This window comes from Nocardia sp. NPDC019395 (genome assembly GCF_040632335.1).
Classification (GTDB): domain Bacteria; phylum Actinomycetota; class Actinomycetes; order Mycobacteriales; family Mycobacteriaceae; genus Nocardia.
The window spans coordinates 2,014,092-2,039,033 of the sequence record NZ_JBEYBT010000001.1; the positions used below are offsets into that span (position 1 = coordinate 2,014,092).

Consider the following 24,942-nt stretch of genomic DNA (forward strand, 5'->3'; position numbering starts at 1 on the left):
AAGGACCTGTTATGCCACTTCACGGACTGGGCAAGGTGACCCTCGGCGTTCCCGACGTCGAACGCACCATCGCCTACTACAACGAATTCGGTCTCGACCACCGCGGTAACGGTGTGTTCGCCACCGCCAACGGCGGTGAACAACTCGAGATCGTCCACGCGGCCCGCCGGCGCCTGGTCGAGATGACAATCGCCGCCGACGACGCCGACGACGTCGCGGCCATCTCGTCCCGGCTGCACAAGCTGGGGCTTCCCTTCGAGGACGACGAGAACTCGTTGCGTGCGACCGAACCGGTCACCGGGACATGTATACGCGTGCAAATCCGGCCACGCATCGTCATCACCCCCGCCGTTGCCGCCACCGCATACAACGGGCCCGGCCGCATCGACCGATGGGGCCGCGCCCCCTTCATCGCCCGCACGCAGCCGGTGCGACCCCGCAAACTCGGACATGCCGTACTCGGCTCCACCGACCTCGACACCACCATGAAATTCTTCACCGAAGGGCTCGGATTCAAGGTCAGCGACTTCATGGGCGACAAGGCCGCGTTCCTACGCTGCTCGGTCGAACATCACAACGTCCTGGTCATGGCCGCGCCGGTGAACTTCCTGCACCACACCAGCTGGCAGGTCGACGATATCGACGAGGTCGGCCGCGGGGCCCACGCCATGCTCGAGAACAATCCGGAGCGACACATCTGGGGGCTGGGCCGACACTACGCCGGCGCCAACTTCTTCTGGTACCTCAAGGACCCGGCCGGAAACTTCTCCGAATACTACAGCGATATGGACACTATCCCCGAAGACGAACTGTGGTCCCCGGAAGTCCTCCACGGCCTGCAAGGCCTCTACGCCTGGGGCCCACCACCCCCACCGTCGTTCCTCGAACCGGACGACCTCGCGGCGCTGATGATCGGAGCACACTCCAGCAAATCATGACCGAGTCCCGGCGGGTCCCCGCTCCGAATCGCGATTTTCGTTCAAAACACTCCGGAAAGGGCAGCCGGTCCCATGCACGACGTCAGCATTGTCAAAGACCTCGAATTCGCCGTTACACCGGCCGGCCCCTTGACTTTGGACATCTACCGTCCCAGCACAATTGGGCCCGCCCCGACGGTGCTCTACCTCCACGGGGGAGGATGGACAACAGGAGACAAAAGCGACGACGCCGACAGACGGTTGCAGCCACTCGCCGAGCTGGGTGTGGCTGTGGCCTCGGCCAACTATCGACTGTCACCTGCCGGGCACTACCCCACTCAACTGCACGATGCCAAAGCAGCCGTGCGATGGCTGCGTGCAGTGGGCAGCGACCACGGCCTACACACCGAACGACTGGGAATCTGGGGCGCCTCGGCGGGCGGATACCTCGCCACCATGGTGGGACTCACCGCCGGAAATGCCGCAATCGAAGGGAATGCCGGCACCCACCTCGCCCATTCCAGCGCAGTGCACGCGGTGGTCAATTGGTTCTCACCCACCGATCTGCTCAGCAGCACCCGGCGCACCTGGCTCGAAACTCTCATCCTGAATCGCCCTCCGTCGGTATCTGCCCTATTCGGCCGTGACGACTTCGAGTCCCACGACGCCGAACTCCGCTCAGCCGGCCCGCTCGAGAATGTCCACCCTGCAGCCCCACCGTTTCTGATCGCCCACGGAAATCTCGACCGGATCGTCCCGGACTCCGACAGCCACGACTTGTTCACGGCACTCGCTCGGCACCTGGTCGATGTCACCTACTGCATGATCGGAGGCGCCGGCCACGAGGACCCCCGGTTCGACGCCGAACCCAACCTGGGGATCACGGCAGCTTGGCTGAAGGCACAGTTGGCCCCCACAAGCAGCGAACTATAACCGCAACTGCCACTCACCCGCTCTCCATGGATGCGACCAGGTGGTCGCGTTATCGGGGACCGGTCGCACCGGAGCCGCAACGAGGTGTCGACTCTGCCGCACTGGCCGACGCCGGACGGCGCGGTGTTGTATTCACCAGAAAACAGCTGGGCCGCCAGTCGTGAGGTTAACGGCCAGCCGGCCTCAGGACTCCGTACTCGGAGATTCTGCATCCTTGCAGAAACTCGATTCTCGCCGCGCGGAGTCGGGGCTGCCCTCAGCTCCGATAGGCCCTCCCGGGCAGCCGGCCCGGGCCGTGTCCGCGGAGTTCATAGTGGTGTCGAACATAAAACTGACGGAGATGCTCGACACTCGGATCCCCTGAACAGCAATCTCCAGCGAGGGGAAGTCGGGCACCGGGTCTCGCGCATCTGACGTGCCAGGATGAGCGGGCGATAGGGGTAGAGGAACGCAGCCGGTCGTCGCCGCGGCCGCCGCGCCGACGAGTGGAGCCGAGATGCGGACACCCGACGACAGCAGCGTCCCGGATCTGACGAGCGGTCCGCTCATCCGGGCGACTCACCAGGATCCCTGGAAGAACGTCGGCGCGCAGGCATCGAAGGGCCGCCTGGTTTTCCATCCGGCCGCCGCGCAATCCGCCGCCCAGGAATGCGCCGATGTCATGGGCACGGTGGGCGCGCTCCGGCAGGAGATCTCGAATATGGGCCGCCTGAGCGAACTCAGCCACCTCGCGTCGGGCTGGTATCTGGCGAACCAGATCAACGGCACGACCAACACCGTCGTCAGCGTCATGGACAGTTTCCGGACAGTTCTCGGCGAAATGCTCGACACCTTCAAACTGGCCGGCCGGAACTACCTCGATTCCGACGACCTGGCAGCAGCCGAATTCCCCGGCCCGGCCCGGCAGGTCATGCGTGCTGCGCTCGACGATATCCGGCCACCGGCCGCACCCGGAAAATTCTTCCGGCAACCACCGAACGAGGGCCGCGAACCGGCCACCTTCAGCAAAGGGACGAATACCGAGATCACCGCCGTGGGGGCCCGTGATCTCACCGGCCCGGGCGAAGCGGGGCAGCAATCCGGAACACCGATCGAGGCAAGGGAATTGGTCCGGCCCGCGAATGTGAACGACAGTATGCTCTACTTCGACGAATCCAACCAAGGAAAGCCGGAGTCGCTCCAGCAGCGGACGCTGGAAGGTGGTGGCGGCACGGAGAATCCGTATGTTCAGCTGTGGCACGAGCTCTACGAGCTGCGTCTCTCCACCCAGAAGGCAGTCAAACCCGTATACCATCAGGCCGAGATGTGGAAATGGGTGGCCGGTGAACTGAGCAAAGCCGTCGAAGGGCTGGCCGATCGGCTGACGAGAATGCCGGAGAGCCTGTGGGACGGTGCGGGCGCGGCAGCGGCCAAAGCGGCAGTGCAGGATTATCACGCACGAGCCCGGGATTTCACCGTCCGGATGGAATCGTTCGGCGGGAATCTCGATTACACCTCCCGCTGGCTGAAGAACACTGCCAAGGGAATGCCCGATACCCCGGAGCCACCGGAGCGTTTTTACGAGCCGGGGCAGGCTTATTACAGCCCTTATGGTGGTTCGGCCGGGATGACGGATGCGGCGACCGAGGCGGAGATTGCCCGGCAACTCGCCATCCACCGCCAGAACATGGAGAACAACTACGTGGTAGGCGTGCAGAACAGCTCGGAATACCTCCCGGCCTTCGGGGAACTCCCCACCACCGCACGCACTCCGGGTGATACGCCACCACACGCGACGGTCCCCGGTGGATCGACCACTGTTCCGGGCAGCCCGGGGACCACCGTGCCGGCCGGCTCGGGGACCATCGTCCCGGCCGGCAGCGCACTGTCCGCGCCGGTAGGTCCGGTACCGGGCGGTGCGCTGGACGTACCCGCCGGGGCCGCACCCGGTCCAGGCGCACGAGGCGGTTATCCCCCGGTCGAATCCGCTGCCGACCAGACACCCACCGATGCCGCGCCCCGTCTCCCCGGCACAGCCGCCGGGTCCACGGACCGCGCCGGGCAGTTGTCCGACCTCGCGAAACAGGGTCTACAGAACGCCGGATCAGCCGCGGACGAGGCACTGAAGCAGGCCTCGCCACCAGGTAGTATCCCGAGGACGCCCGCCACCCCCGGGATGCCGCAGGCGAACGGGCCGCGGTCCGGTGGCCTGTCCCCTGGCGGCGGGGTTTCCGGCGGTACCGGAGCCGGCGGTTCCAGTCCGGCCCCTTCTCCGCTGCGGAGCAGCCCCGCGCTCTTCCCCCGTGCCAGTCTCGAAGGCACCTCGGCCGGCGCGCGGGCGGCCGGCACGCTGGGGTCGAGCACACCGATGAACGGCGCACCGGGCACTCCCGGCCCGGGGGCCGGAAACCAGGGACAGCAGGACAAGGAACACGACCGGGCAAAATACCTCAGGTCCAAGAAACACCTCGACCAGGCATTGGGGAAGTCTCTCGCCTTCACCAGATCGTTGGTGGAATGACCCACACCTGGAAACTCTCCGACCTCGAATTCCTGGTCGCCTGGGAGCGAAGTCAGGCCGATCTGCTGCCCGACCCGTTCGTATTCACCAGTCGCACTCCGCTGTACGAGGATTTCCAGGCCGAGAAAAAGGCTGTGGGGGAACAACTGCGGACCAATCTGGACCCTGCCGTGGACCAGGTGCTGGAGATCATTGCCAGGCCCGATATCCGGATCGTGGCGCACGGCTGGACCGGGGACCCGGGCGATGCCGCGGGCCGGATCCGGCTGCTGGGCGTGCGACGCGGTAACACCGGGTACCTCGTCAAACAGTTCCCCGGCGAAACCGTGTGGCACGGTGATGGATACGTGATCAGTGAGGTCGACCCGCTGGCACTCTCGGAGCTGGTCGCCACCGAACTACCGGATCCCGGGGCGGGCACCCGGGAACCGACGATATTGCGCTCACCCGCCGCCGATACCACCATGGACTACGCATACCGCCGCTCTGCGGTCATCGGCACCTTCGAGGAATCCGAGGAGGAGCGGGCCGAACAGTTCTTGGACGTCCCGGTGACCGGAGAGGGCAAGATCACCGTGGTCCAGGGTTTTTCCCGGTTCGGGCCGCGAGGAATCTGCCGGCAGGGTCTGTACTGGCGCGATCTGCGCGAGGACGGTCGCTATCTGATCCCGATGAGCGATCCGCCGGTCGCCACACCGGCCGACCGCACCCGGCTGGCCGGCGCGATCTCCGACGCGACAGCCGAGGTGGTGGCCGCGATCCGTGACGAACGTCAGTGATCGGGCCAGAGGGCTCACTGTCTGCCGACGAAGTTCTGGTCCAGATCCGTGTCGAGTGGCCTACGCAGGAGTTCATCCGCCACCGCCGCCTCGGCCCGGATCCGGGCCATCGACCGCCGGCATACTCCGTACAGGTTCGCCGCCACCGATACTTCCGGGGAAGTAGTCCAGGACCACTACCGCCTGCGATTTCCCGACGACCAGCGGCGTTCCCGGAGTTCCGTCCGGATGGACGACCATCCCGAAGATCTGGGAGGAACGCCACTTCTCCGCACCGGCGGCCACCCACCGACCGAAACTGATCACGGCGCCGTTGTCGAAGACCGTCACCTCGGTACCGTCCCGAAACACGGCCACCGCATGAGATCCCACTCGACCGACCCGGAATAGTCCCCGATATCCGACCGTAGCCACCACAGCATCACCGGTTGTCCGCACTCGTTCGAAGAGCGCACCCGGATCGGGCCAGCCACCGGGCTCCCAATCAGCACCCACGACCTCCGGTGCTCGCCGCCCGTAGGTTCCCGAATACCTGGCCACCGGAGCGGGCGAACCCGCCGGCACCGCCAGCCCCAGCGCCGCATAAGCGGCATCGCGAGCCCGATAGACGCAGAGGAGATCGGATCGGGCCATATCCAGGTGCGTGTCGGGAGGACGGTAAGCGGCAAGGTCACCGACCGCTTCCGTGGTGGCGAGCAGACTGTCGACACGGCTTCCGAACCCGGCGGCCAGAGCCTTGTCGATTCTGGCGAGCTCGGCTGTCCGGTGTTCTGCCTCGGCCGGCGGGAGGTACGTTCCGGACAGCCGGAAGTGTTCCCCGGCAAGCAGATGGAGTTCCCCGGCGAGCTCGAGAAGCTGGGCTTCGCGGTCCGACCACAATGCCCGGTACTCTGCGAACTCGAGCAGCCTCTCCGGCAGGGCGGGCCGATCGACCGGGTCGCTACGCGGGCGCATCACGCTGTTCCGGAGCGCCGCCACGTCGGTGATATTCGCGCCGGACAGCTCGGGGTATTCGAATTCAGCGGAATTGTCGCGGTATTCGATGAACCGCCGGTCTGCGAGATCTACCTGTGCCCGGGCCCAGGCGATGGCGGATCGCAACCGGCCGATACCGATGATCCGATCTGTGGCCGTGGCGAACGGAGCATCGGATTCCAGCCGGAGCTGCGCCGATTCGCGGGCGAGCTGCTGCAGGCCGATTCCGAGGGTCACCGGTTTGCCGAGGGAGATACCGTATTCCTCGGCCAACTCGAGTATCCGGCCCGAGTGCGTCGCGAATGCGGATCGCAACTCGATCAGTTCCCCGGCCTGTTCTGTACGCGATCGAGGCTCTGCGCCGCTCAGCGCACGATATTCACTCTGCCGCCGATAGAGCATTTCGGCGTGCTCCGCGAGTTCGTCGAGGCGCCAGGCGATATCCCGCCGGGCAGACGTGAGCGCCAAGTCCTCGGCGACGGGCCGGATCAGATCTTCCGCCTCGAGCCACGCGTGCAAGCTTTCGATTCGGTCGAACCACTCGTCCGGTGCGACCGGAGACCGCAGGTAGCCGGAATCCTCCGGGTTGTCGCGGAGCGCACCGCCGGCATCGGGTCCCATATAGCGGACCTGGTAGACATTCCGATTCAGCCACGGCAGCGCCGGGGGTACCGAATAGGCCCGGGCCGGATCTACCGTGCGCCAAAACGGCCAGCGCAACCGGCGGTCTCGGCCGACCGGGGCCGAATCCCGGTACGCGGGCACCGGCGCGGCGGGTGATATCTGTCCGGCCGGCGCGCCCCCGCGCTGCCGGGCGAGCGCCGAGGGGGACACCGAGTCCCGTCCGTCCGGACCGAGCTCGGAGTCGAGACCTGTATCCCGGGGCGGCGCCGTCCGGACCGCTTCGTGCACATCCGGTGGAAGATCACCCGGTGCGGAATCTTCCGGAACGGCATCGTCGGCGCCGACCGGGAAATCCTCGCTGTCCGAGCGTGCCCGCCAGTGATCCGGCGGCTGCGGCACGGCCTGGACCCGTGCCTCCGTATCGAGAAACGTCACGAACACCGGACCGCCGAATCCAGCGTCGGGAAGTACGAACTGGACTCCACCGGCCGCTGATCGATCGGCCGCGGACAAGGTTTGCGCGTTGACCCGCCCCTGGTCGTCGTGACTGAAGAATCTCGGTTCACCCTGTGCGTCGACCGACCATTCGATCAAATAGGTATGTCCCTGCTCCCCCGCCGCGGTCGAGGTCACCCTGGGGTCGAACAGCGCCACCCCGCCGCACTTCTGCCCGGAGGTCATCAGCCGGCGCACCCCGGTCTCGATCTCGGCGACACCGGGGATCCGCACCGCGCGAGGCACCTCACCGTCGGGATCATCGGCGAGTGCCCGCTCCAGCTGACTGACCAGCACGCCGCTCAGATCACCGACGCCTGTCAGATCTCCGAGATCGTCCCGGCCGAACACCCGCTCGATATCGGCCAGCAGCCGCTCGCCACACCGGTTCGGCTCCCACGCCGCGTCCTGGGTATCGGGGCGCCGGTGCGGGGCGATCGCCTCGCCGGCATCCGGGACGAGGCCGGCCAGCACCTGCCAGGCGGAATCGGTTCCGAGGAGGCTGTCCAGTTGCCGTTCGATCACGCCGAGGTCGCCGATCACCGACTCCAGCCGGCCGGCCACTTCCTCGATGTCGAGCAGTACCTGCGCGATCCGATCCTCGGCGTCCGGATCGGTGGCGTGGACCCCGGCTACCACATCGTCACCGAATCGGTCGGCTCGCTCGACCTGCTCAAGCACCAACTGTTCACGGATGTCATCGACCAGTGACAGCAGACGGCCAGGCGATACCGGCCGCCTCATGGCATCATCCAGCTCGTCTCGGTAGCTCGATGCGAACCCGGTGTTCCGGTCGAATTCCGATCCCTCGACGAGCGGGCCGAGTTTCCAGTAGAGCTGTTGCAGCTCGCCGAACGAGTTCGTGCGCACGACGCTCTGGTCCACCAGCACACTCGCCCGCGCCGCCAACTGCTCGACCCGCCACTGCCAATACATCCGTTCGATCGCTCGAGTGCGCCCATGATCGTCCACCTCGGCCCGCGACGCGAACTCGAACTCTGCCCACGCATACCGGACAGCGCGATCCAGCGCCTCGAGTCCGGTGAACCACCGCTGCCGCCGAACATCCGGCGGCACATTGTCGGTCGGTTCGTAGTACTCGATCGAGGTCAGCGGATCCGAGAGGGCGATCCGGATTTTCGCGAGCCACTCCAGAGACCTTCCGGCCTCCCATTTCAGGGGCGAGTCCTGCGGCAGCGAAGGTTCGACCGAACTCCCGGATACAGCCAGTGTGTCCAGTTCGAAACGTCGCTCCTCGAGCTCGAGGCTGCACGCGTCGAATGTTGCGATAGTTCGTAGCAGACGGTTCAGTGTCCCCAGGCGCGCGACGACGGGCTGCCACCCGTCCGGATCAGGGAATGGCCGCGTTTTGGCCTGTAGCTCGAGTTCCTCGACTTCCCGCCGCAAACGCGCCACCGTCTGCGCGCCGGGCAGGACATCGCGGCGCCGGGCTTTTCCGACGTTCAACTGCACACCCGAGTCCGATGCCAGGTTCATCAGCAGCTGTCCGGTCTGCCGCACTGTCGTCGCGACAGTATCCATCTCCGCTGCCCTGGCTCCGAATTCCGCCGCGCGGGCGCGCAATTCCGCGAGGGTCAGGGGACCGGCGCCCGGATGGGCGGATTCGCGGTACATCGCCGAATCCATGGCATCGATCGCGTCGATCCAGCCGGTGTACTGCGCGAATTCGCGGATCCGCGCGACGATGCCGTGCAGTCTCGCGAAATCCGCCAGCAGCGAAGTGAGCACTTTCGGGCGGTCCGGCATCAACCACAGATCACCGACCACCTGCAGAGTCCTGGTCGATTCGAGCGAGGATTCCGGAGTGGTCCCGGTAGCCGATCCGGGTACCCACCTGGGCAGGGCCGCGATATCTCGGTTGATCTCCACTCGCAGTCGCTCGTAGTACTCGTCCACGTACCTGCGGAATTCCGAGTCCGGATTGTTCAGCGCGTCGCCGCCTGCCCTGCCGGGATCGTGGATGATGCTCCCGGGGAAGAGGTCGGAATAATCGGTACGCAGCCGGCCGAACAGTTCGGATTTCAGCTTGTCTTGCGCGGCGCGCCAGGCGATCCGCTTCTGCGCCAGCTCCGGGGCCATCGCGGCGATTCCGACCTCGTCCAGATCCCTCTCCAGCACCCAGGTTTCCGGTCCCGGCACCCCGGAATCCGATTCGTTCGGCCGCTGCTCCACCATCGACTGATCGACCGGCCGTGTGCCGGAGTGCCCCGGCCGCCTGTCCGGAGCCGACTGCCCTCGTGGATCCTGCTCCACGACGCGCTGTTCCGTGAATCGGCGCGCCCAACCCGGTACGGAGGTGTCCGCGGCGCGGAACTCGCCGGCGAACGATTCCTTCGCCTCCAGGGAGGGCAGGCCGATGAAATTCTCCCAAAGATGCCGGGTTTCATTTTCACTCAGTCCACGTTCGGCGATCACTTCCTTCAGCCGCCGGATCGCAAGGCCGTCTGTCCGCGCTACGAACGAATCCAGCAACTCGTTCCATGCATCATCCATACTGGTGCCCCCGACCCACGCCCGGATCTTCGTAACCGCCCTATCCGCATGGCGATCGATGATCGGCTGCCAGTCGACGCCACTGTCCCGCCATTCGGCGACGCGTGCTGTGAGATCGTGTACCGCGTAGAAATTCGCGTTGCCGACCGCGAGGCGGACTGCTGGATCCGCATAATGTTCGGATATTCGCAGCGGGTTGATGTCATCGAACAGCGGTGATTCGATCTGCTGATCGGACCGGAGAGCCAGCACGCCCGCGACATCGACGAAGCGGACTGCTGTCGCACTCGAATCGGTGCCTCGCACCAGATTCTTGATCTTATTGGCGTCGTAATGGCCGAAGGTGAGGCCGGGCTCGTCGGGTAGGTCGGGGAAGTACCCCGCGCCGTTGCTTTCGGCCAGGGGTACGTGCATCGCGTAGCCCTGTACAGACTCCGAGTTGCCGGAATCCGAATGAGCCATGTACGCAAGATAACGGCCCCGGAATGTGATATCGGGGAACAGTTCGGACAGCGCATGTTGGATGGTCCCGCGTAATCCGCTGTCCACCAATACGATCTCGCTGCCCGGATCCGTCAGAGGCACACCATTCGCTTGCGCCATCTCGATGAATTTCTCTCGTGCACCCGCAGAATTTTCGCTGGGGTCGCCTTTCCCGAGTACGAGCCGGGCGCTCATACTCGGTTCTTCCCCGGTGCCGATATCGTCCCGATTCGTATCGTGCCAGACCGAGGCAAGCATAATTCGCGAGATCGGAAGGATCCCGCAGTGTTCGCCGAAGAATTCGGGATCCCAGACAGCGGCGACCTCGGACAGCGCATATCCGTCACGAGCGAGATAGGCGACCTTCACCCGTCCACCGCGAGCGACGTCCCGAGCACAGTCCTCGGCGATGGCGATGCCGTGTTTGACGAAGAACGGTGCGAGTGACCCGTAGGCAAGTTCGTACGCACGGGCTACTGCCGCATATCCCTCGGGTGTTTCGACCCCGGCTTCGGTGCATGCCCTGGTGACCGCTCGGTTCCGGTCGGTCAGGAAACGATCGTCATTGGGAAGCTCGCCGCTCTCCCACGACGACGGCGGTACGCCGGATACCGCCGGCTCGGGCTCGGGCTCGGGCCGCGCCCCTGTCCCCGATCCGCCGTCCGCGCGATCCGGCACGACGCCGTCTGCCGGAGGTGGTGGCGGGTCGGCCGGGAGAACACCGCGGCCGGTGCTGTTTTCGGTCGCGCTCCGCTGCCCGCTCTCGACGACGACCCGGGGTGCCGACCGGCCGGCCCGGACGGAGGCCAGTGCCAGGAGGCTGATGACTGCTGGGCCGTCGTCGATTTCGCCGCGCATTGCCATGGCGAGCGCTTCATCGACCGGGATGCGTACCTGCCCCATCCCGATCTCGTCGGATTCGCCCGCGTCCAAGCGGGGGATCCCATACAGGTTCCGTGCCAGGTAGATGCGGTGGTGTTCGTCGGTGACCCCGGGAAGTGGCTCCACGGTGAGGATTTCGCTCCAGTGGAGGGCAGCGAGTCCCGCTTCTTCGGCCAGTTCGCGCCGGGCACCCGTCAGCGGGTCCTCACCGGTTTTATCCAGCATACCGGCGGGCAGCTGGTAGATCCAGCGGCCGAGCGGTGCCCGATACTGGCGGACCAGGACGACCTCACCGGTACGTTCGTCCCACGGCAGCGCGAGGACCGTGGCATGGCGGGTGATGACATCCTGGGACACCACGCCGTCGTCCGGCGTATGCAGCTCGAGCCGGCGCACCTCGTTGTACGGGCTGGACCACACCGTGTCCTCGGCCCCACGCCATAGCCTCCGTGCCCCGAATACTCGGGTGCTGTCGACCGGCGGCGTGCCCGATGCTGCGGGCAGTGGGTTCAGCGGCGGGTCCGTGGCCGGGCGCAACCGGATCTCGCCTGATGTCTCGCCCGCCGCGGCGAGGACCCCCACCGCTGTTGCGGTGTCCACGAGCGCCGCGCCCGTGAGGTGGGCCACGGCCTCCGTCAGCGGCATTCGCAGCATATCCGGTGGCGGCTCGGCGCCCTCGATATCGTCGACCTCCCGGGCTATCAGGACGCGGGTGACGGCGTTCGAACTGCCGCCGCTGCGCACCGCATCCGTAACCAGCGACAACTCCGCGCCGGTTTCCAGCCCGTACTCGGCAAGGATCCCGCGAGCGGTCACCGGCAGATCACCGTCGGCGGTGAACACACCGCTGGGTAATTCGAGGACCACATCGTCGACCGCGGCACGAAAGCGGCGGCTGAGCACAACGCGGCCCTTCCGGTCGACCGGAAGCACCGCCACCGTCGCGGGCACATCCAGCACATCGCGCGGATAAACGTTGCCATCGGGCATACGGACCTTGTACTTCAGCATGCGGTACGAGGAACCGTCGTGGGCCACCTCGGCCGACACCACGTCGAATTCCGGTGTTTCTCCGGCCGAATCGTCCGGCTGGTCCACTGCGGGGTCTGCGGCCCGCATATCCGGTGGCGGTTCCCTGTCGACGGCCGACTCCCCATGTCCGCCGGCGATCTCGGTTACGCCTGGATCATTCCCTTCTCCGGCCACTCGCCCTGGGCCCGGCGGCGGCCCAGGATCCGTGCCGCCGTCGAGGCCACCATCCCGTGTGAGCCCCCGTTCTGGTCCTCGAAGTGATTCGTCCGCTTGTCGATGGTCAGGCGCTGGTCCATCGCCTCGGTCCCCCCGAACCGATACTCGATCTTCTCCGGGCCGTCCTGAACCAGGCCGTAATACACCAGCAGTGCCATCGGAATCACCCTTTCCCTGATCTTTTTCCGTACTGCGGCCCTGCTCCAGAACTGTGTCGTTGCGACGCGGCCGGGACTGCGGGTCCCAGACGGCAACGGCCGCACCCGGAAGTTCTGCTTCCAGCAGCGCGAGGTCTATCTCGGCGCAGTGTAATTCGTATTCGGCCCGGTCGAAGGCCGCGCGGATCCGGTGGATCTGGCCCAGCTGCGCCTGGAGTACGCGGCGCGCCCTGCGGCCTCCGGTCGTGTCATCGAAACGGCGCTGCCCGTTCCGCCGGTTCCCGCTGCCCGGGGTACCGGCCAGATCGGCCTGTACCGTGGCCTCGCGATGCCTCAGCTGCTGCCGGAAATCCTCGCCCAGCCCGGCTGATTCACCGATCGGGTCCAGTCCGGCGATCGTGCGCATGCGGCGGTTCGCGGCGTGCAAGGCTCGGCTTGCCTCGAGACGGGCTGTCAACCAGGCCGATTTGTGGTCGGCCATGCAGGTGCGGGCGGCGCGGTCCTGATCGGTCAGCTTCCATGCGGCGGCCTGGGCGATGAGATCGCCCCGCTGCAACCGCAGCAGGGCTCGTTCGACCCGGTCGACCTGGGCGATCCGGCGCCGGTGCGCGGCGCCGGCGGCTGCCGCGGGGTCCTGTCCGGCAGTCGCGATACTGCCACGTTCGGTCGCTATCCACGTCGTGAGGCGGCCGTGGAGATGGCGGGCGTTCCCGAGCGCGGCCCGGGCCACGCGCATCGCCTCGGGATCCCCCTCGGTGCGCTCCCTGATCGCGGCATCGAGGTCCAGCCCGGCATGAACCGCCAGCTCGCGCAGATCGGCGGCAATTCGCTGACGCCGTTCGGCCACCGAAGCCTCGGCCGCCCGTCGCGCGTCTTCCACCCGGCCCCTGTGGAATTCCGCGCTTCCGGCCGCGCCAACAGGCGCGAGCGGCACACCGGCGCGGGCCGAACGCTCCTGGCTCGCGTGGTACTCGATTGCGGCTTCATACATCTCGACAGCAGTGCGGAACCGAGCGGCGCGGCGCTCGACCAGGAACTCGGCATCAGTCAAACTGCCCTCGACCTGGGCTTCACTGCCGATATCCCCCCGGTCGGTGACGGTCATCCGCTCCCCGATCGCGTCCAGGAGATCTCGCACCTCGGTTACCGCCGCATCGACGTCGTACTCGGTTGCGATCGCCCGCAGCCGAGCGTATGCGGCCCCGGCCCGCTCCCGAACGCTGTCGAACGCTCTCGCCGACTCGCCCTGGACAGCTCGTACGTCATCCTGCCCGCCGTGTTTCAGCACGCCGTCGGCAATGAGACCGTCGGTGAGCTGATCACGCTCGCGCCAGAGTTCACGCAGCCGGAACTGGGGAATCTGCAGCACCCGGCTCGCCAGGTCGGATCCGGACGACAGCGTGCCCTGCCTCCGGACCTCGGCCGCACGCTTCTGGATCTCCACGTCCAGCTCCCGGATGCGGGTGATGCGATTCCGCTCGGCGCCCGCACCACGATCCGGACCGCCCGGCTCGATCAGCTGGCCTCCGGACTGGGCGGGCAAGTACCTGGGATCGGTGTTCGCCGTGGGGAGCAAATCTTGCAGCTGGTGTTCCCAATCGGCTTCGCCGTTCGCCTCCCCGTGCATTATCTCGAACGGGGGCAGCTTCCCCCATGCCGAGAACCACCGCGCCTCGAACCGCTGTTCGGCCGCCTCGTGTCTGAGCAACTCCACATGACTCATCAACGTGTCACGGTGCAGGGGACAGCCGAGGGAGAGATCACGCCACGTTTCGGCGATCAAGTGATTCGCCCGGAACCTCGCGACAACACGCTCCCCGGTCAGGTCATCGATGAGATCGTGCTCGTTGAAGTACAAATGGTTCTTGACCGCACCCAATGTGTCCACGTCGGACACTTCGAGGAGACGAGCGAGGTCCTCGGGCGAGAGTCCGTGCCCCGCGGGATCCGCCGCGATCCCGGCGAGGTACGCGGCGATCCGCTCCACATCGGTATCGTCCGCGCGTGCCGCGTCGTACCGCGTCTCCGCCCATGATTCCCAGGTCGACGCGTCCGACCCCTTGTCCGGTAAGCGCGGCACCGCATCGCCGCGTAGCGCATCGTCGACGAGGCGCATCGCGGCGCCCGGAGAGAGGCTATCGGGATTGCGGAATACCATCCGGCCCACGGCCAATCCGGCGGCGCCGGATTCCCGGACGGCCGCGACGATCTGTTCCATCGGAATGGTCCAGTTCGATCCGCCCGCGAACACCACCGGTACGTGCGAAGAGGCGACCACCGCCCGCATCGCGGCGAGGTTGGGGCTTCCGCCGATGGGCCTGTCCTCGGTGTCCACCGCCCCGTCGGGCCACTTCGGGATGCTCGTTTTCACGATATCCGCGCCCAATAGCACCGCTTGACTGACAGCCGTGAGGACGTGGTCGAGGTTGTCCGGCGAGATACCCGGGCCGCGTGGGTAGCTCATGATGATCAGCGGAATATCGGCCTCGGACAAAGCCCGCCCGAGCTCCGCGACCTCGGCTTCCTGCTCCGCGTTGCCGGGTGATCCGACATTCACATGGACACTCACCGCATCCACGTCGAGCCGCTGCGCCTCCCTGACGATACTTTCGGCGGAGCCGAGAAGCAGCTTGTGATTCGGGTCGGCGCGGAGCAGTCCGTCACCGTCGGCATCCTCGCCGATGACGGGCCCACCGGTCACATGCAGGACCAGTCCGTCCGCATCTGTCCGAGCGAACCGTGACGCGTTACCGCGATGCAGGAACACGCCATTGGCACCGTTCTCGAGAACGGCCCGGATGAGCGGACCGAACTCCTTTGCGTCCCGAACGACGGGACCGTCGGTGAGAGCGTGGTCCAGCGCGACGATGACAGATGTTCCGTCGTCGTCGAAGAGTCCGGTCAATCGGCGCCAGTAGTCAGGACCCCTGTCGGTGGAATATTTCAGCCCCTCCCACCGCGACTGGAGCAGCTGCCGGATATCCTGGTCGGCGCTCGGTAGGCCATGCTGCGCTGTCGTAACCGATTCCTGCCCCGCTGATTCCGAGGAAGTAGTGATATCCGAGGTGTCGCTCGCCGGGATCTCCAGCGGCTCGGCTCGCGTTGCCTCGCCCGCGGGCCACTCGTCGACGCTCAGTCGCGCGATCTCGAGCCGCCGGGCCAGCCGGAGCAGGTGGAGTGGGCGCTGGTCCCCGGTGAACGGGTACCAGAGGTCGGGGCGGATCTTCTCGACCGCGACGACCAGTTCGTGCGGATCTCGGTCGATGAGCTCCCGAATCCTGTGCTCGGCGAGATTCCCCGAAACGCCGGGTACCGGGTTCGCCAGCAGGCGATCGCATTCGGCTCGCAGTCGATCGATTTCCCTCTCGACGGCGCCGGGGTGCGCGGCCGGATCAGCCAGTGCTTCGGCGATAGTCCGAGCATGGCCGGGAGCCACCGCGCAACCGGCGTCGTCCAGCAGCGTGGCCCGCACCTCGCCCATCGGTCGAACCGCGGCATCGAAGGTGTAGGCGGTGCCGCGTATCCGGCCCTCGGGTTTCTCGACCGACAACTGGCCGGAAATATTTCGCACCAGGTAGACACTGCGTTCACCTCCGGCGGACTGTTCGGCGACTACGGCCGTGGAGCCGGGCCCGATTTCCAGCAGTTCCCGGCCGAGTGCGGCGTAAGCGTCGCGATAGCCCTGCTCCGATGTGCCGAACCGATCCAGCGAGCCACGGAATGCCGCTGCCGGCCCACGATCGCTGCGCGCCGGCCCGGATTCCCCGGCCGGCAGTTCCATATCTGCGCGGGAGTAGAGGTCCCGGATCCGCTCTACCACCTCCTCGGCCTGTTCGCCGGCCGAGAGCGTGGTGCCGCGGTGCGGAGGTACCGCGTCCTCAAGGGCACCGAACGCCTCATCCCCCAGTTCGAGATGAGGCCGTGCCGGATCGATACCGATGAACCACAGCTGATCTCGCAGCGTCACCAGAAAGTCGTCGCAATTCCTTGCTGTGGAATCTGTTTCGGCCAGATATCGACGCAGTGTCGCGTTGGTGATCGCCGTGATCGCCTGCGGACCGTCCACGAGGGCGGGACGAATCCGGTGATATACCTCCCGAAGACGGCGGTGCAGGGCGAGCGAGTCGTTCTCATCCACATCCCGTAGGGCGCGAAGCGCCTGCACGATTTCCGGCCCTCCGGATTCGGGCAGGGCGAGTCGCCGCGCCTGCCGGACCAGTTCGCGCTCGTACGCGCTGCGCCGCTCGCGACCCACCGGTGTGTTGTCGGCTTCGATATACGTCCTCGCCCGAAGCAGTTCGACCATCTTCCGGCCGTCCGGCAAGTGGAGTAGTAGTTCGAGGTCCCGCAACCGCCGCCTGATCTCGACCGCCGGTATTGCCGAGAACCCCACCCCGGGGCATTCCGGCACCGGCTGCGCGCCCACCGGAAGCTCATGGGTGAACCCGGCCGGATGGCCGGCCTGGAACCGGGTGATATCCCGCAGCGTCTGCCCCAACGCCACGTGATCCTCGACCGGTATCGCTAATGTCGCGGCACCGGAGGCGGTGGTGCGCTGATCGAATTCCCCTCTACCCCGCGCGAATTTCGGCAGATGCGCGCGCAACGCGGCAATCGTTTCCTGGGTACCGGAAACCCACAGGTGATAGTGCGGATCGACATCCTCTCGCCACGCGCTCGGTTCGACCGGCTCTGCGATCTCCGGGGCACCGCTCTCGACGGCCTCGTGATACAGCCGCTCGGCTTCGGCCTCGAACGCCTCTCGGGAGGACGCCACACCTACCGGTAGCGGCGCGGTCAGCGTATTCATCTCTGCGGCAGCCAACGCCGCCACCCGGGATTTCGCGACACCCACCGCGGGTGCCGCGCCGAATGGAGTATCGGCCGTATCTCGCATCGCCGCGTCCACGCCGGCAGCGGCGACGACCTCCTCTGGGAACCGTGGGTCCACCTGATAGCGGGCCGTTCCGTCTACCACCTGCCTTGGATGGCCCGTCACCGGTGGCGCGTCATCCTCGGCAACTGCGCCTGTATACCCCTGTTCAGTACCGGGATTCGAGCCCTGCGGGGCAGGCGCACCGGGCCCCCGCTCCGGCCGGCCGGAACCGGAGGCGGGGGCCGGTCGCGTCGGGACACCGTCTCCGCGGATCCCGGCGACGAATGTCCGCTCGATACCGGTGCGTGCGGTGAAATCGAACGGTGCCGGCCCGTCCGATACCCCGTCGGCGACCATCACCGTATCCCCCGCGAGATACAGCGCATACGGTCGCGCGTTCACTCCGTTCGCATCGGCACGCCCGAACTCTTCGACCACCACCAACGTGCCACCCGGCCCGAGCTCCTCCAGCGATTCCCGCAGATGCTCCGGCGTCGACCTCTCGCGCCACTCTTCCTTCTCGATGCCCCGGCGGCGGCCGGCCAGGCGCTCCAGCCGGGCCTTCTCCCGGGCGCCTCGCTCTGTGAACTCCGCGGCCGACCGGGCCCCTGCGGCCAGTTCCGCCGCACGAGCCCGCTGCCGGGCCGTCTGCTTCTCCTCGATCTGTTCGCCCAGCAGGTCGGCGTAGACCATCCAGCGGTCGGCATCGGACAACCCCTGCGTCTCGCGACTCCGCGAACGGGCGATGCCCGCCAGTTCCGCCTCGATATTCGCTCCGGGGTCCCGCCCGGCAGCCAGCCCGGCCCGTATCCGGCGCAACTCTTCGACCTCGGTCCGCACAGCTTCGTCACGCTGCCGCGCGTGCTTTTTCGCATGCCGGGCCCTACTGTGCCCGATACCCGTCAACCGGCGCTCCTCGCGACCGGCCAGCAGCTGCAACCGCCACGATTCCTGTTTCGGGGTCGCCCCCCGCTCGATTCCCGCGCGGACGAAATTCCCGTCGAACACCTGCTCCAGCGCCCGCATATCCATACCGGCCGCATCCACCGGCCCGGGCGACTCGATCAAACCACCCGGATGCCGCCGCGCGAGCGTATCCGCGAGTGCCGCAATCACATCAACAGGATCACGACCGGCCGCACCCGGTACCCCAACGGTCTCACCCGGTGGCACCCCGGCACCGCCCTCGGATCCACCGGCTCCCGGATCCGCGATGGAATCCGAACCGGCCCCTCGCCCGGGACCCACCGTCTCCGCATCGCGACCGTCCCACACCCGCTCACCGTGCTCGCCGGTTCCCGAAGCCCTCTCCCCGGCCACCACACCGAATCCGGTGCTATCCGCGTCCGAACCGAGGCCGGGTCCGCCCTTTCTCGAGCCGTATTCGGTGGTAGGCGAATCTGATTCATCCATCCGCGATCCGGAGTCGTCCAGGCCGGCACCGTCCCGCGCACCGGCATCCGCATCCGGGGCAATCCGCTGCTCTCCTGCCTCGGAACCGTCGCGACTCGCGACAACATTCGGAGCGGCACCGGCATCACCCTCGACGACACTCGCGCCGATCGGTGTCCCCACCTCGCAGGCGGACAACGAACGCCGCACCCCGGCTTCCGAACTGTCCGGCAGACCCGCTTCGCCGGCGCCCGGCGGCGCCCACCGGTCCTCGCCTCCCGGAACACCGTTACGCGCCGAATCACCAGCACGGGCCGACGCCTCGCTCGATCGCCGCGCCTGCACTTCCGGCCGGGCCTCTTCCCCCGGAGCCGCATCCAACTCCGGATTCCCGACCCGCACCCGCCGATAGTCATCAGGAGTGATCGGCTTACCCGAATAGTCCCCACCACCCAGCCAGCCATAAGCCATGCTCGGCGCGGCACCGGCGAGCGCACCGGTCAACGACCTCGGATCGAACTCCCACGCACCGGTCATGCCCCCCTGAATCGCCCACGCCGCACCCACACCCACCAACTCCGCCCCCGAACCCACCAACCCGCCACGAGCCAACCCACCCCACCGATCCGCCCCCAACGGCAACCGCGACGCGCCACGATGCAGGAAATGACCACCCACCCCCGCCGCCGCACCGGCCCCTGCCGACACCACCGCATTCGTACCGAGGGCATTCCAGTCATATCCGCTCCGGTAACCGTCGTGGATAAGAACCGACTGAACCACCACCTCCTGCACCGTCCCCTGCGCGAACTCCTCGAACCCTTCCTGAATCGCCTCGTACACAAAATGCGACGCCGCCGTCCGCAACCCCCGATCAATCAGCAGACCCGGCAACTTCCCCCGGATCCATGCCGCCAACCGCAAGCCGATCATCCGGAAGAAATACCTGGTCGCCGCAATTGCCGTCGCCTGCGCCAACGGACCCGCCGGCCCCAACGTCAACGCCCAGATAAGCTCAGCAGCCAGCCAGGTGAGCCCGATGATGCCGTTCAGCTTCGCCGCAACGATCTCCCCACCGAACTCGTGAATACTGTCGGCCAGACGACCGAATTCCTCCCCTGTGCTCTCGACATCCGCACGCACACTCCGCAGTTCGGCCAGAATCGCCGCACCACCGTCACCATGCGGATACGCCGCGCGCACCGCGGCGATCGCCTCGTCGATCCGCGTCAATTCCTCATCGAGAAGCTGCCGTTTCAGATCGTCGAACCCCTCCCGCATGACCTCGGCGAAATCCTCGTTCCCCACCGGGATCTCACTACCACCCACCCACCCCAGCAAACCCGCCAAATCCGCGGGAGGAAACGGAATAGCCACCTAGATCACCAATCGGAACCGGATACCGGAGGATCACTCCGTCCACGGCCCGTGGCCCGATCGACCTCTTCCACATTCTCGAACTCGAAAACCGGGTCGGCCGCCACTTCGGCATCCTCGGCATCATCCTCGGGGGCCTCGTGGTCCGGAGCGACAGTCGGTACCGGCGGCGCCACCGGCATCATCGCCTCCACATCGGCCAGCCCGGGAAGCATCTCCGACAGCTTCGGTCGCCCCGCTCGCTCCTCCCGCAGTGGAGCGACCAATTCCGCACTCTTCCGGGCAACCTCGGCCGCCGCCTGCTGCGTCGCCTCGGTCGTCGCCGCTGCGATCTCCGCATAACTCAACTCATCGATATCGTCGGCGAATATCGTCTCGATCAGCAACCCATCGGCATTGACGGTGGCCGTCACCCGGCCGTCCCGCACCGAAGCGGACGCGGTCAACTTCACCCGTTGCCGCTGCGCCTCGGCGATCAGCCCCATCTGCCGCTGCAGACTCTCATACGCCGCAGCCGCTTCCTCTGAGTATTCGCCGGATATCACCGCTATCACCCGAATCGCTTGCTCGAGGATTCGTCCGTGTCGATATGCGCCCGCGCCGCACCGTTCCCGACCCCCATATCGTCGGCAATCCCGGCAACGATCTCCGACATCCGGCCCGCCTTGTCCCCGGCCGCCTCCCCCTGACTCCGGAAACCTCGAGAACCACCGGCGAACTCCTCACCGAACTGATCGCTGCCACAGGCTATTTCGGTATCGAACAGAATCCTGTCCGCCTTGTCTCGCACAGCCGCGAGGTTATCGCCGATTTCGGCAACCAGCTTCGCCGCATCGCCGAGCAACGCGGGGTCGACTTCGATCCTCTTCGCCATCACCGATCCTCACCGTCGCCCAGGGCACACGCCTGTGCGCCCGAACCGAAACCCGCACTCTCCGGCTCTTCCGAATTCGTGTCGCACATGTTGCCCACTCGCTCACAGCTCGACCTGCCTACCGACCGCGTCGCCACCCATCAGGTGGGCAAAATACTTCCAGCACCCACAAAAGGGGATTTCCCACAAGCGGGAAAGAATCGCGGAACCAGCCAGTCGGCCCAGGCGACATCCAGGACCGGCTGCGTCGACCGACGCCGCCTATCGCGACCCGGCCGCTATCCCTATCCACGGCAGAGGCCGAAACCATGCGCCCGGTTGATCAGAGCTGTATGGTTACTGCGCATCGGTGAGGCGGTCATTGATTTCCGCTGTCGAACGGTAATGAGGCTGTTCGACACTGCGCGGTCGAACAGGGTCGAGACCTGCGCATAACGTAATCTGCACCGCTGCTCGGAAAGTGGGTTGGATCATGTCACCAATCGCTGCAGCTCTGCGGAACTTCGGAAAGCTTCGCCACAGCAGGGCGCTACTGATCACAGGGCTGATCGCAATTGTGCTGGCTGCGATGCTGATAGTGATACCGCTGTCGAGGGATTCCGAAGCACTCCCAGGTATCGAAGGTGCGAATCTCGTTTCGGTCTGCGGGGTGGACGGCGTAGACACAACCCAGGAAGCCGGCCGCCGAATCGCCGAATCCGAAGTCGCCGACCTGCTCGCCGAAACCCGGTCCTACCTCGGCCCATGCGCCGAATACGGTGCGAGCACGCGCTTGGGCGGAGGCAGGATCACCGCCTTCTCGCAAACCGACGAGTCCGGTAAACCAGTGGCGGTCGGTCTCGCGGCCGACGACAGCGTCTACGACGCACTGCCGTACGAGCCACCGTCAGGCCGTCTGTGGTGTCACGACAAGAACGACGACGGTGTGGTGGCCGATCACGGCGAATGCGCGGGCGGGCACGAGACCGTATTGCCGCTGGGCGATGCCTTCACCGCACGTGCGGACATTCCGTTCACCTATGTCCTCGCGAACTGGAACCCCCACGGGCACGTTCCACCCGGCGTCTGGGATACACCACATTTCGATGTTCACTTCTACCTGAACGACAATTCCGAGCGGCTGGCGATCCGGCCCGGACCGTGCCCGCAGCTCACGGATTGCGACGACTACCGGCTCGGCAAGCTTCTGCCCGACCCGAAGTACCGTCACCCGGACTACGTCGACCTCGACGCGATCGAACCGGCCATGGGCCAACACCTGATCGACTCGACCACCCCGGAACTGAACGGAGCCGATTTCACCAGCACATTCATCTACGGAAGCTGGAACGGCGCGGTGACCTTCCTCGAACCCATGGTGGATCTCTCGCAATACGAGGCTCTGCGTGGCGGCAGGATGGCCGATTCCTGCTTCGATATCAAACAGCCGCAAGCCTGGCAGCAGCCGGGCTGGTATCCCACCAGGTATTGCCTACGACACCGGGACAACCGCGCCGAGACGCTCACCACGCTCGAGGAGTTCGTCCTCCATACGTCGCGCTGACAGGCCGGCCCCTGTTCCTGCCCGGAGGCCGACGCACTCTCCGTGGCGGATCAATATCGGCAGCGGCGTGGTGGTGACTCATCAACGGAGAGTTTCCCGCGTTGGATAACAATGAAAATTCTCGATGAAATTCAGGGATCCCACCTGTTACGCCCCGCGGATGGCCCGAGTGGTTGAAACCTGCCATCGAGCCCCTGCGATCCCACATGGGTCGGCCCCTTTCACGGGCTCGCCTACTGGCACATCGCGTACAAGAATTCCAATACGGTTGGATTGCCAGTTGATTGCCAACAAATGTCTCCGGGTACTACGAAATGGTAGATTCAGTTAACTGACGGGGTACTGGGCGATAAATATTCCCAGCAGATAGAAGTCCGGTATCGCGGCGCATATATTCGATTTCCATGGCGGCGGAATCGTTAACAGTAACAGCGCAATCAGCTCTTCCGGTGATAACCCGGATGCTGCTCAGATCCGACGGATCTATGACCACCCTACTCGAAGCCCTCGTCGGCGAACCGCTGATACTCCAGCTGCTCGACCAGTGCCACACGACCGCAGCCGGACTGTCCGATCGGATACGCCTCGCCCTCGGCCGATCCGAAACGGACCCGGTGATCATCCGCCGGTCCGTTCTCACCACAGGCAGCGGAGCAGTGGTCTCCGAGAATTCAGTGGTAATAGTCGCCCAGCACAGACACGCCACCATGCTGGCTGATGAGCACCGTCCCATGGGACACAGCATGATCGCCTCCGGGCAACACCTCGAGCGGGTTGTGCTGGAAACCGGTGTTACCGCTTGGTCGTTCACCGATACGGCGAACGGCAATCGATGCGTGTACAAGGAAAGCCTGCTGCGAGACCATGTATCCGATCCGGTAGCGCACCTGTACGAGCGCATGAGCCCCGCCTTCGCGCCGCTGACGGAGGCACTGTGAAAGTCTTGGTGGTCGGGGCCGGAATCGGCGGTCTCACGACAGCATTGCAGCTGCACGAAGCCGGGATCGATGTCGTCGTCATCGATAGCGTCACCGAACTGCTACCGCTGGGTGTCGGCATAAACCTACTTCCGCACGCGACAGGCGAACTGTGCGAGCTCGGCCTGGGGGCCGCATTGGCCGAACTGGCCATCCCCACCGCGGAACTGGTGCACCTGGACCGGTTCGGCAACGAGATCTGGCGCGAACCGCGGGGGCTGGCAGCCGGCCACGACTGGCCGCAGTATTCGCTCCACCGCGGTGAACTGCAGTCCTTGCTGGCGGCCACAGTGCGTGATCGCCTCGGGCACTCCGCGATTCGCACGGGAATGCGGTTCGTCCAGGCGCATCAAGATCTGGACCGAGTGTGCAGCACTATCTACGACCGCACTCGGAACCACACGTTCGATATCACGACCGACGTGGTGGTCGGCGCGGACGGCCTGCATTCGGCCGTTCGCGCGGGCCAGTACCCGAACGAAACCGCACCGCGCTGGAACGGAATCCGTATGTGGCGCGGAGTCACCGTGTCCAAGCCATTCCTGACCGGCGCGTCGATGGTGATGGCCGGTAGCAACCACACCGCGAAGCTGGTGGCCTACCCCATCTCGGCCACCGCGCGACGGCAAGGAAGTGCCCTGATCAACTGGGTTGCCGAAGTACGGGTCCCGGACGACAGGGAATCGACGGCCAACTGGAACCGGGTCGGCCGATTATCCGATGTGCTACCGCATTATCGTGGATGGCATTTCGAGGGGATCGATATCGGCGAGCTGATCTCCGGCAGTGAGCGAATACTCGAGTATCCGATGGTCGACCGCGACCCGGTGCGGCGCTGGGTCTTCGGGAGAATCGCGTTGCTGGGCGACGCTGCGCACCCGATGTATCCGATCGGGTCCAATGGCGGCTCGCAGGCGATTCTCGATGCCGGTGTTATCGCCGCCGAGCTCGCCGGTTCCGCTGATCCCCGGCACGGCTTGCTGGCATACGAAGCTGCCCGGCTGGAAGCCGCCAATGCCATCGTGCTCGCCAATCGGGATATTCCATCCGACCGAGTACTACGGCTGGTCGAGGAGCGCGCTCCTCAGGGCTTCGAACGAATAGAGGACGTACTGACCGAGGACGAGCTTCGGGCGATTGCCGTGGGATACCAGCGAACCAGCGGTGCCAGTACATCTGCTGACCGGAACCGAGCCGGTGGAGTCCGCGTCCGGACCACCGGCCGCGGACCCGCCACACCCACCTCCTCGGCAACAAGTGACGCCGAACCTGAAACACCCACGCCGACAACAACACTCACCTAGAGCCATGGGCTGCCGTGCCGCCGGCATTTCATATGCACCACCGAGAGTGAGCCAGAGCCGGTTCAAAGGAGTTTCCGGCCTGACTCACTCG

10 protein-coding genes are annotated in these 24,942 nt (G+C 66.0%); 7 read left to right on the forward strand and 3 right to left on the reverse strand.

Annotated features, from left to right (window positions below):
* Positions 1 to 11: 11 nt before the first annotated feature.
* From ABZ827_RS08270 to ABZ827_RS08285, 4 genes are all read left to right on the forward strand, one after another.
* Positions 12 to 938, forward strand: coding sequence for a VOC family protein (locus ABZ827_RS08270; RefSeq protein WP_357234130.1), 927 nt, complete (start codon positions 12 to 14; stop codon positions 936 to 938).
* A 72-nt stretch (positions 939 to 1,010) separates the two neighbouring features.
* Positions 1,011 to 1,850, forward strand: a complete 840-nt coding sequence (locus tag ABZ827_RS08275; protein ID WP_357234133.1) for an alpha/beta hydrolase — start codon at positions 1,011 to 1,013, stop codon at positions 1,848 to 1,850.
* A gap of 496 nt (positions 1,851 to 2,346) precedes the next feature.
* A complete protein-coding gene (locus ABZ827_RS08280; RefSeq protein ID WP_357234135.1) occupies positions 2,347 to 4,350 on the forward strand; it encodes a hypothetical protein in 2,004 nt (667 codons plus the stop codon).
* Positions 4,347 to 5,129, forward strand: coding sequence for an ESX secretion-associated protein EspG (locus tag ABZ827_RS08285; protein WP_357234137.1), 783 nt, complete (start codon positions 4,347 to 4,349; stop codon positions 5,127 to 5,129). Before ABZ827_RS08280 ends, ABZ827_RS08285 begins: the two co-directional genes overlap by 4 nt.
* A 72-nt stretch (positions 5,130 to 5,201) precedes the next feature.
* On the opposite strand, the gene ABZ827_RS08290 is transcribed toward ABZ827_RS08285, so the two are convergent.
* Genes ABZ827_RS08290 through ABZ827_RS08300 form a run of 3 tightly spaced genes read right to left on the reverse strand, consistent with a single transcriptional unit; the run spans position 5,202 to position 21,027 of the window.
* Complete coding sequence (locus tag ABZ827_RS08290; protein WP_357234140.1) at positions 5,202 to 20,153, reverse strand: NUDIX domain-containing protein; 14,952 nt, start codon at positions 20,151 to 20,153, stop codon at positions 5,202 to 5,204.
* A gap of 5 nt (positions 20,154 to 20,158) precedes the next feature.
* Complete coding sequence (locus ABZ827_RS08295; protein ID WP_357234141.1) at positions 20,159 to 20,698, reverse strand: YbaB/EbfC family nucleoid-associated protein; 540 nt, start codon at positions 20,696 to 20,698, stop codon at positions 20,159 to 20,161.
* 5 nt (positions 20,699 to 20,703) lie between these two features.
* Complete coding sequence (locus tag ABZ827_RS08300; protein ID WP_357234144.1) at positions 20,704 to 21,027, reverse strand: hypothetical protein; 324 nt, start codon at positions 21,025 to 21,027, stop codon at positions 20,704 to 20,706.
* Between the two features lie 568 nt (positions 21,028 to 21,595).
* Here ABZ827_RS08300 and ABZ827_RS08305 point away from each other — a divergent pair.
* The 3 genes from ABZ827_RS08305 (at position 21,596) to ABZ827_RS08315 (ending at position 24,851) form a co-directional block, all read left to right on the forward strand.
* A complete protein-coding gene (locus ABZ827_RS08305; RefSeq protein ID WP_357234147.1) occupies positions 21,596 to 22,570 on the forward strand; it encodes a hypothetical protein in 975 nt (324 codons plus the stop codon).
* Positions 22,571 to 23,055: 485 nt separating this feature from the next.
* A complete protein-coding gene (locus tag ABZ827_RS08310) occupies positions 23,056 to 23,508 on the forward strand; it encodes a hypothetical protein (RefSeq protein WP_357234150.1) in 453 nt (150 codons plus the stop codon).
* Complete coding sequence (locus ABZ827_RS08315) at positions 23,505 to 24,851, forward strand: flavin-dependent oxidoreductase (RefSeq protein ID WP_357234153.1); 1,347 nt, start codon at positions 23,505 to 23,507, stop codon at positions 24,849 to 24,851. The genes ABZ827_RS08310 and ABZ827_RS08315 overlap by 4 nt, the downstream gene beginning before the upstream one ends.
* Positions 24,852 to 24,942: the final 91 nt, after the last annotated feature.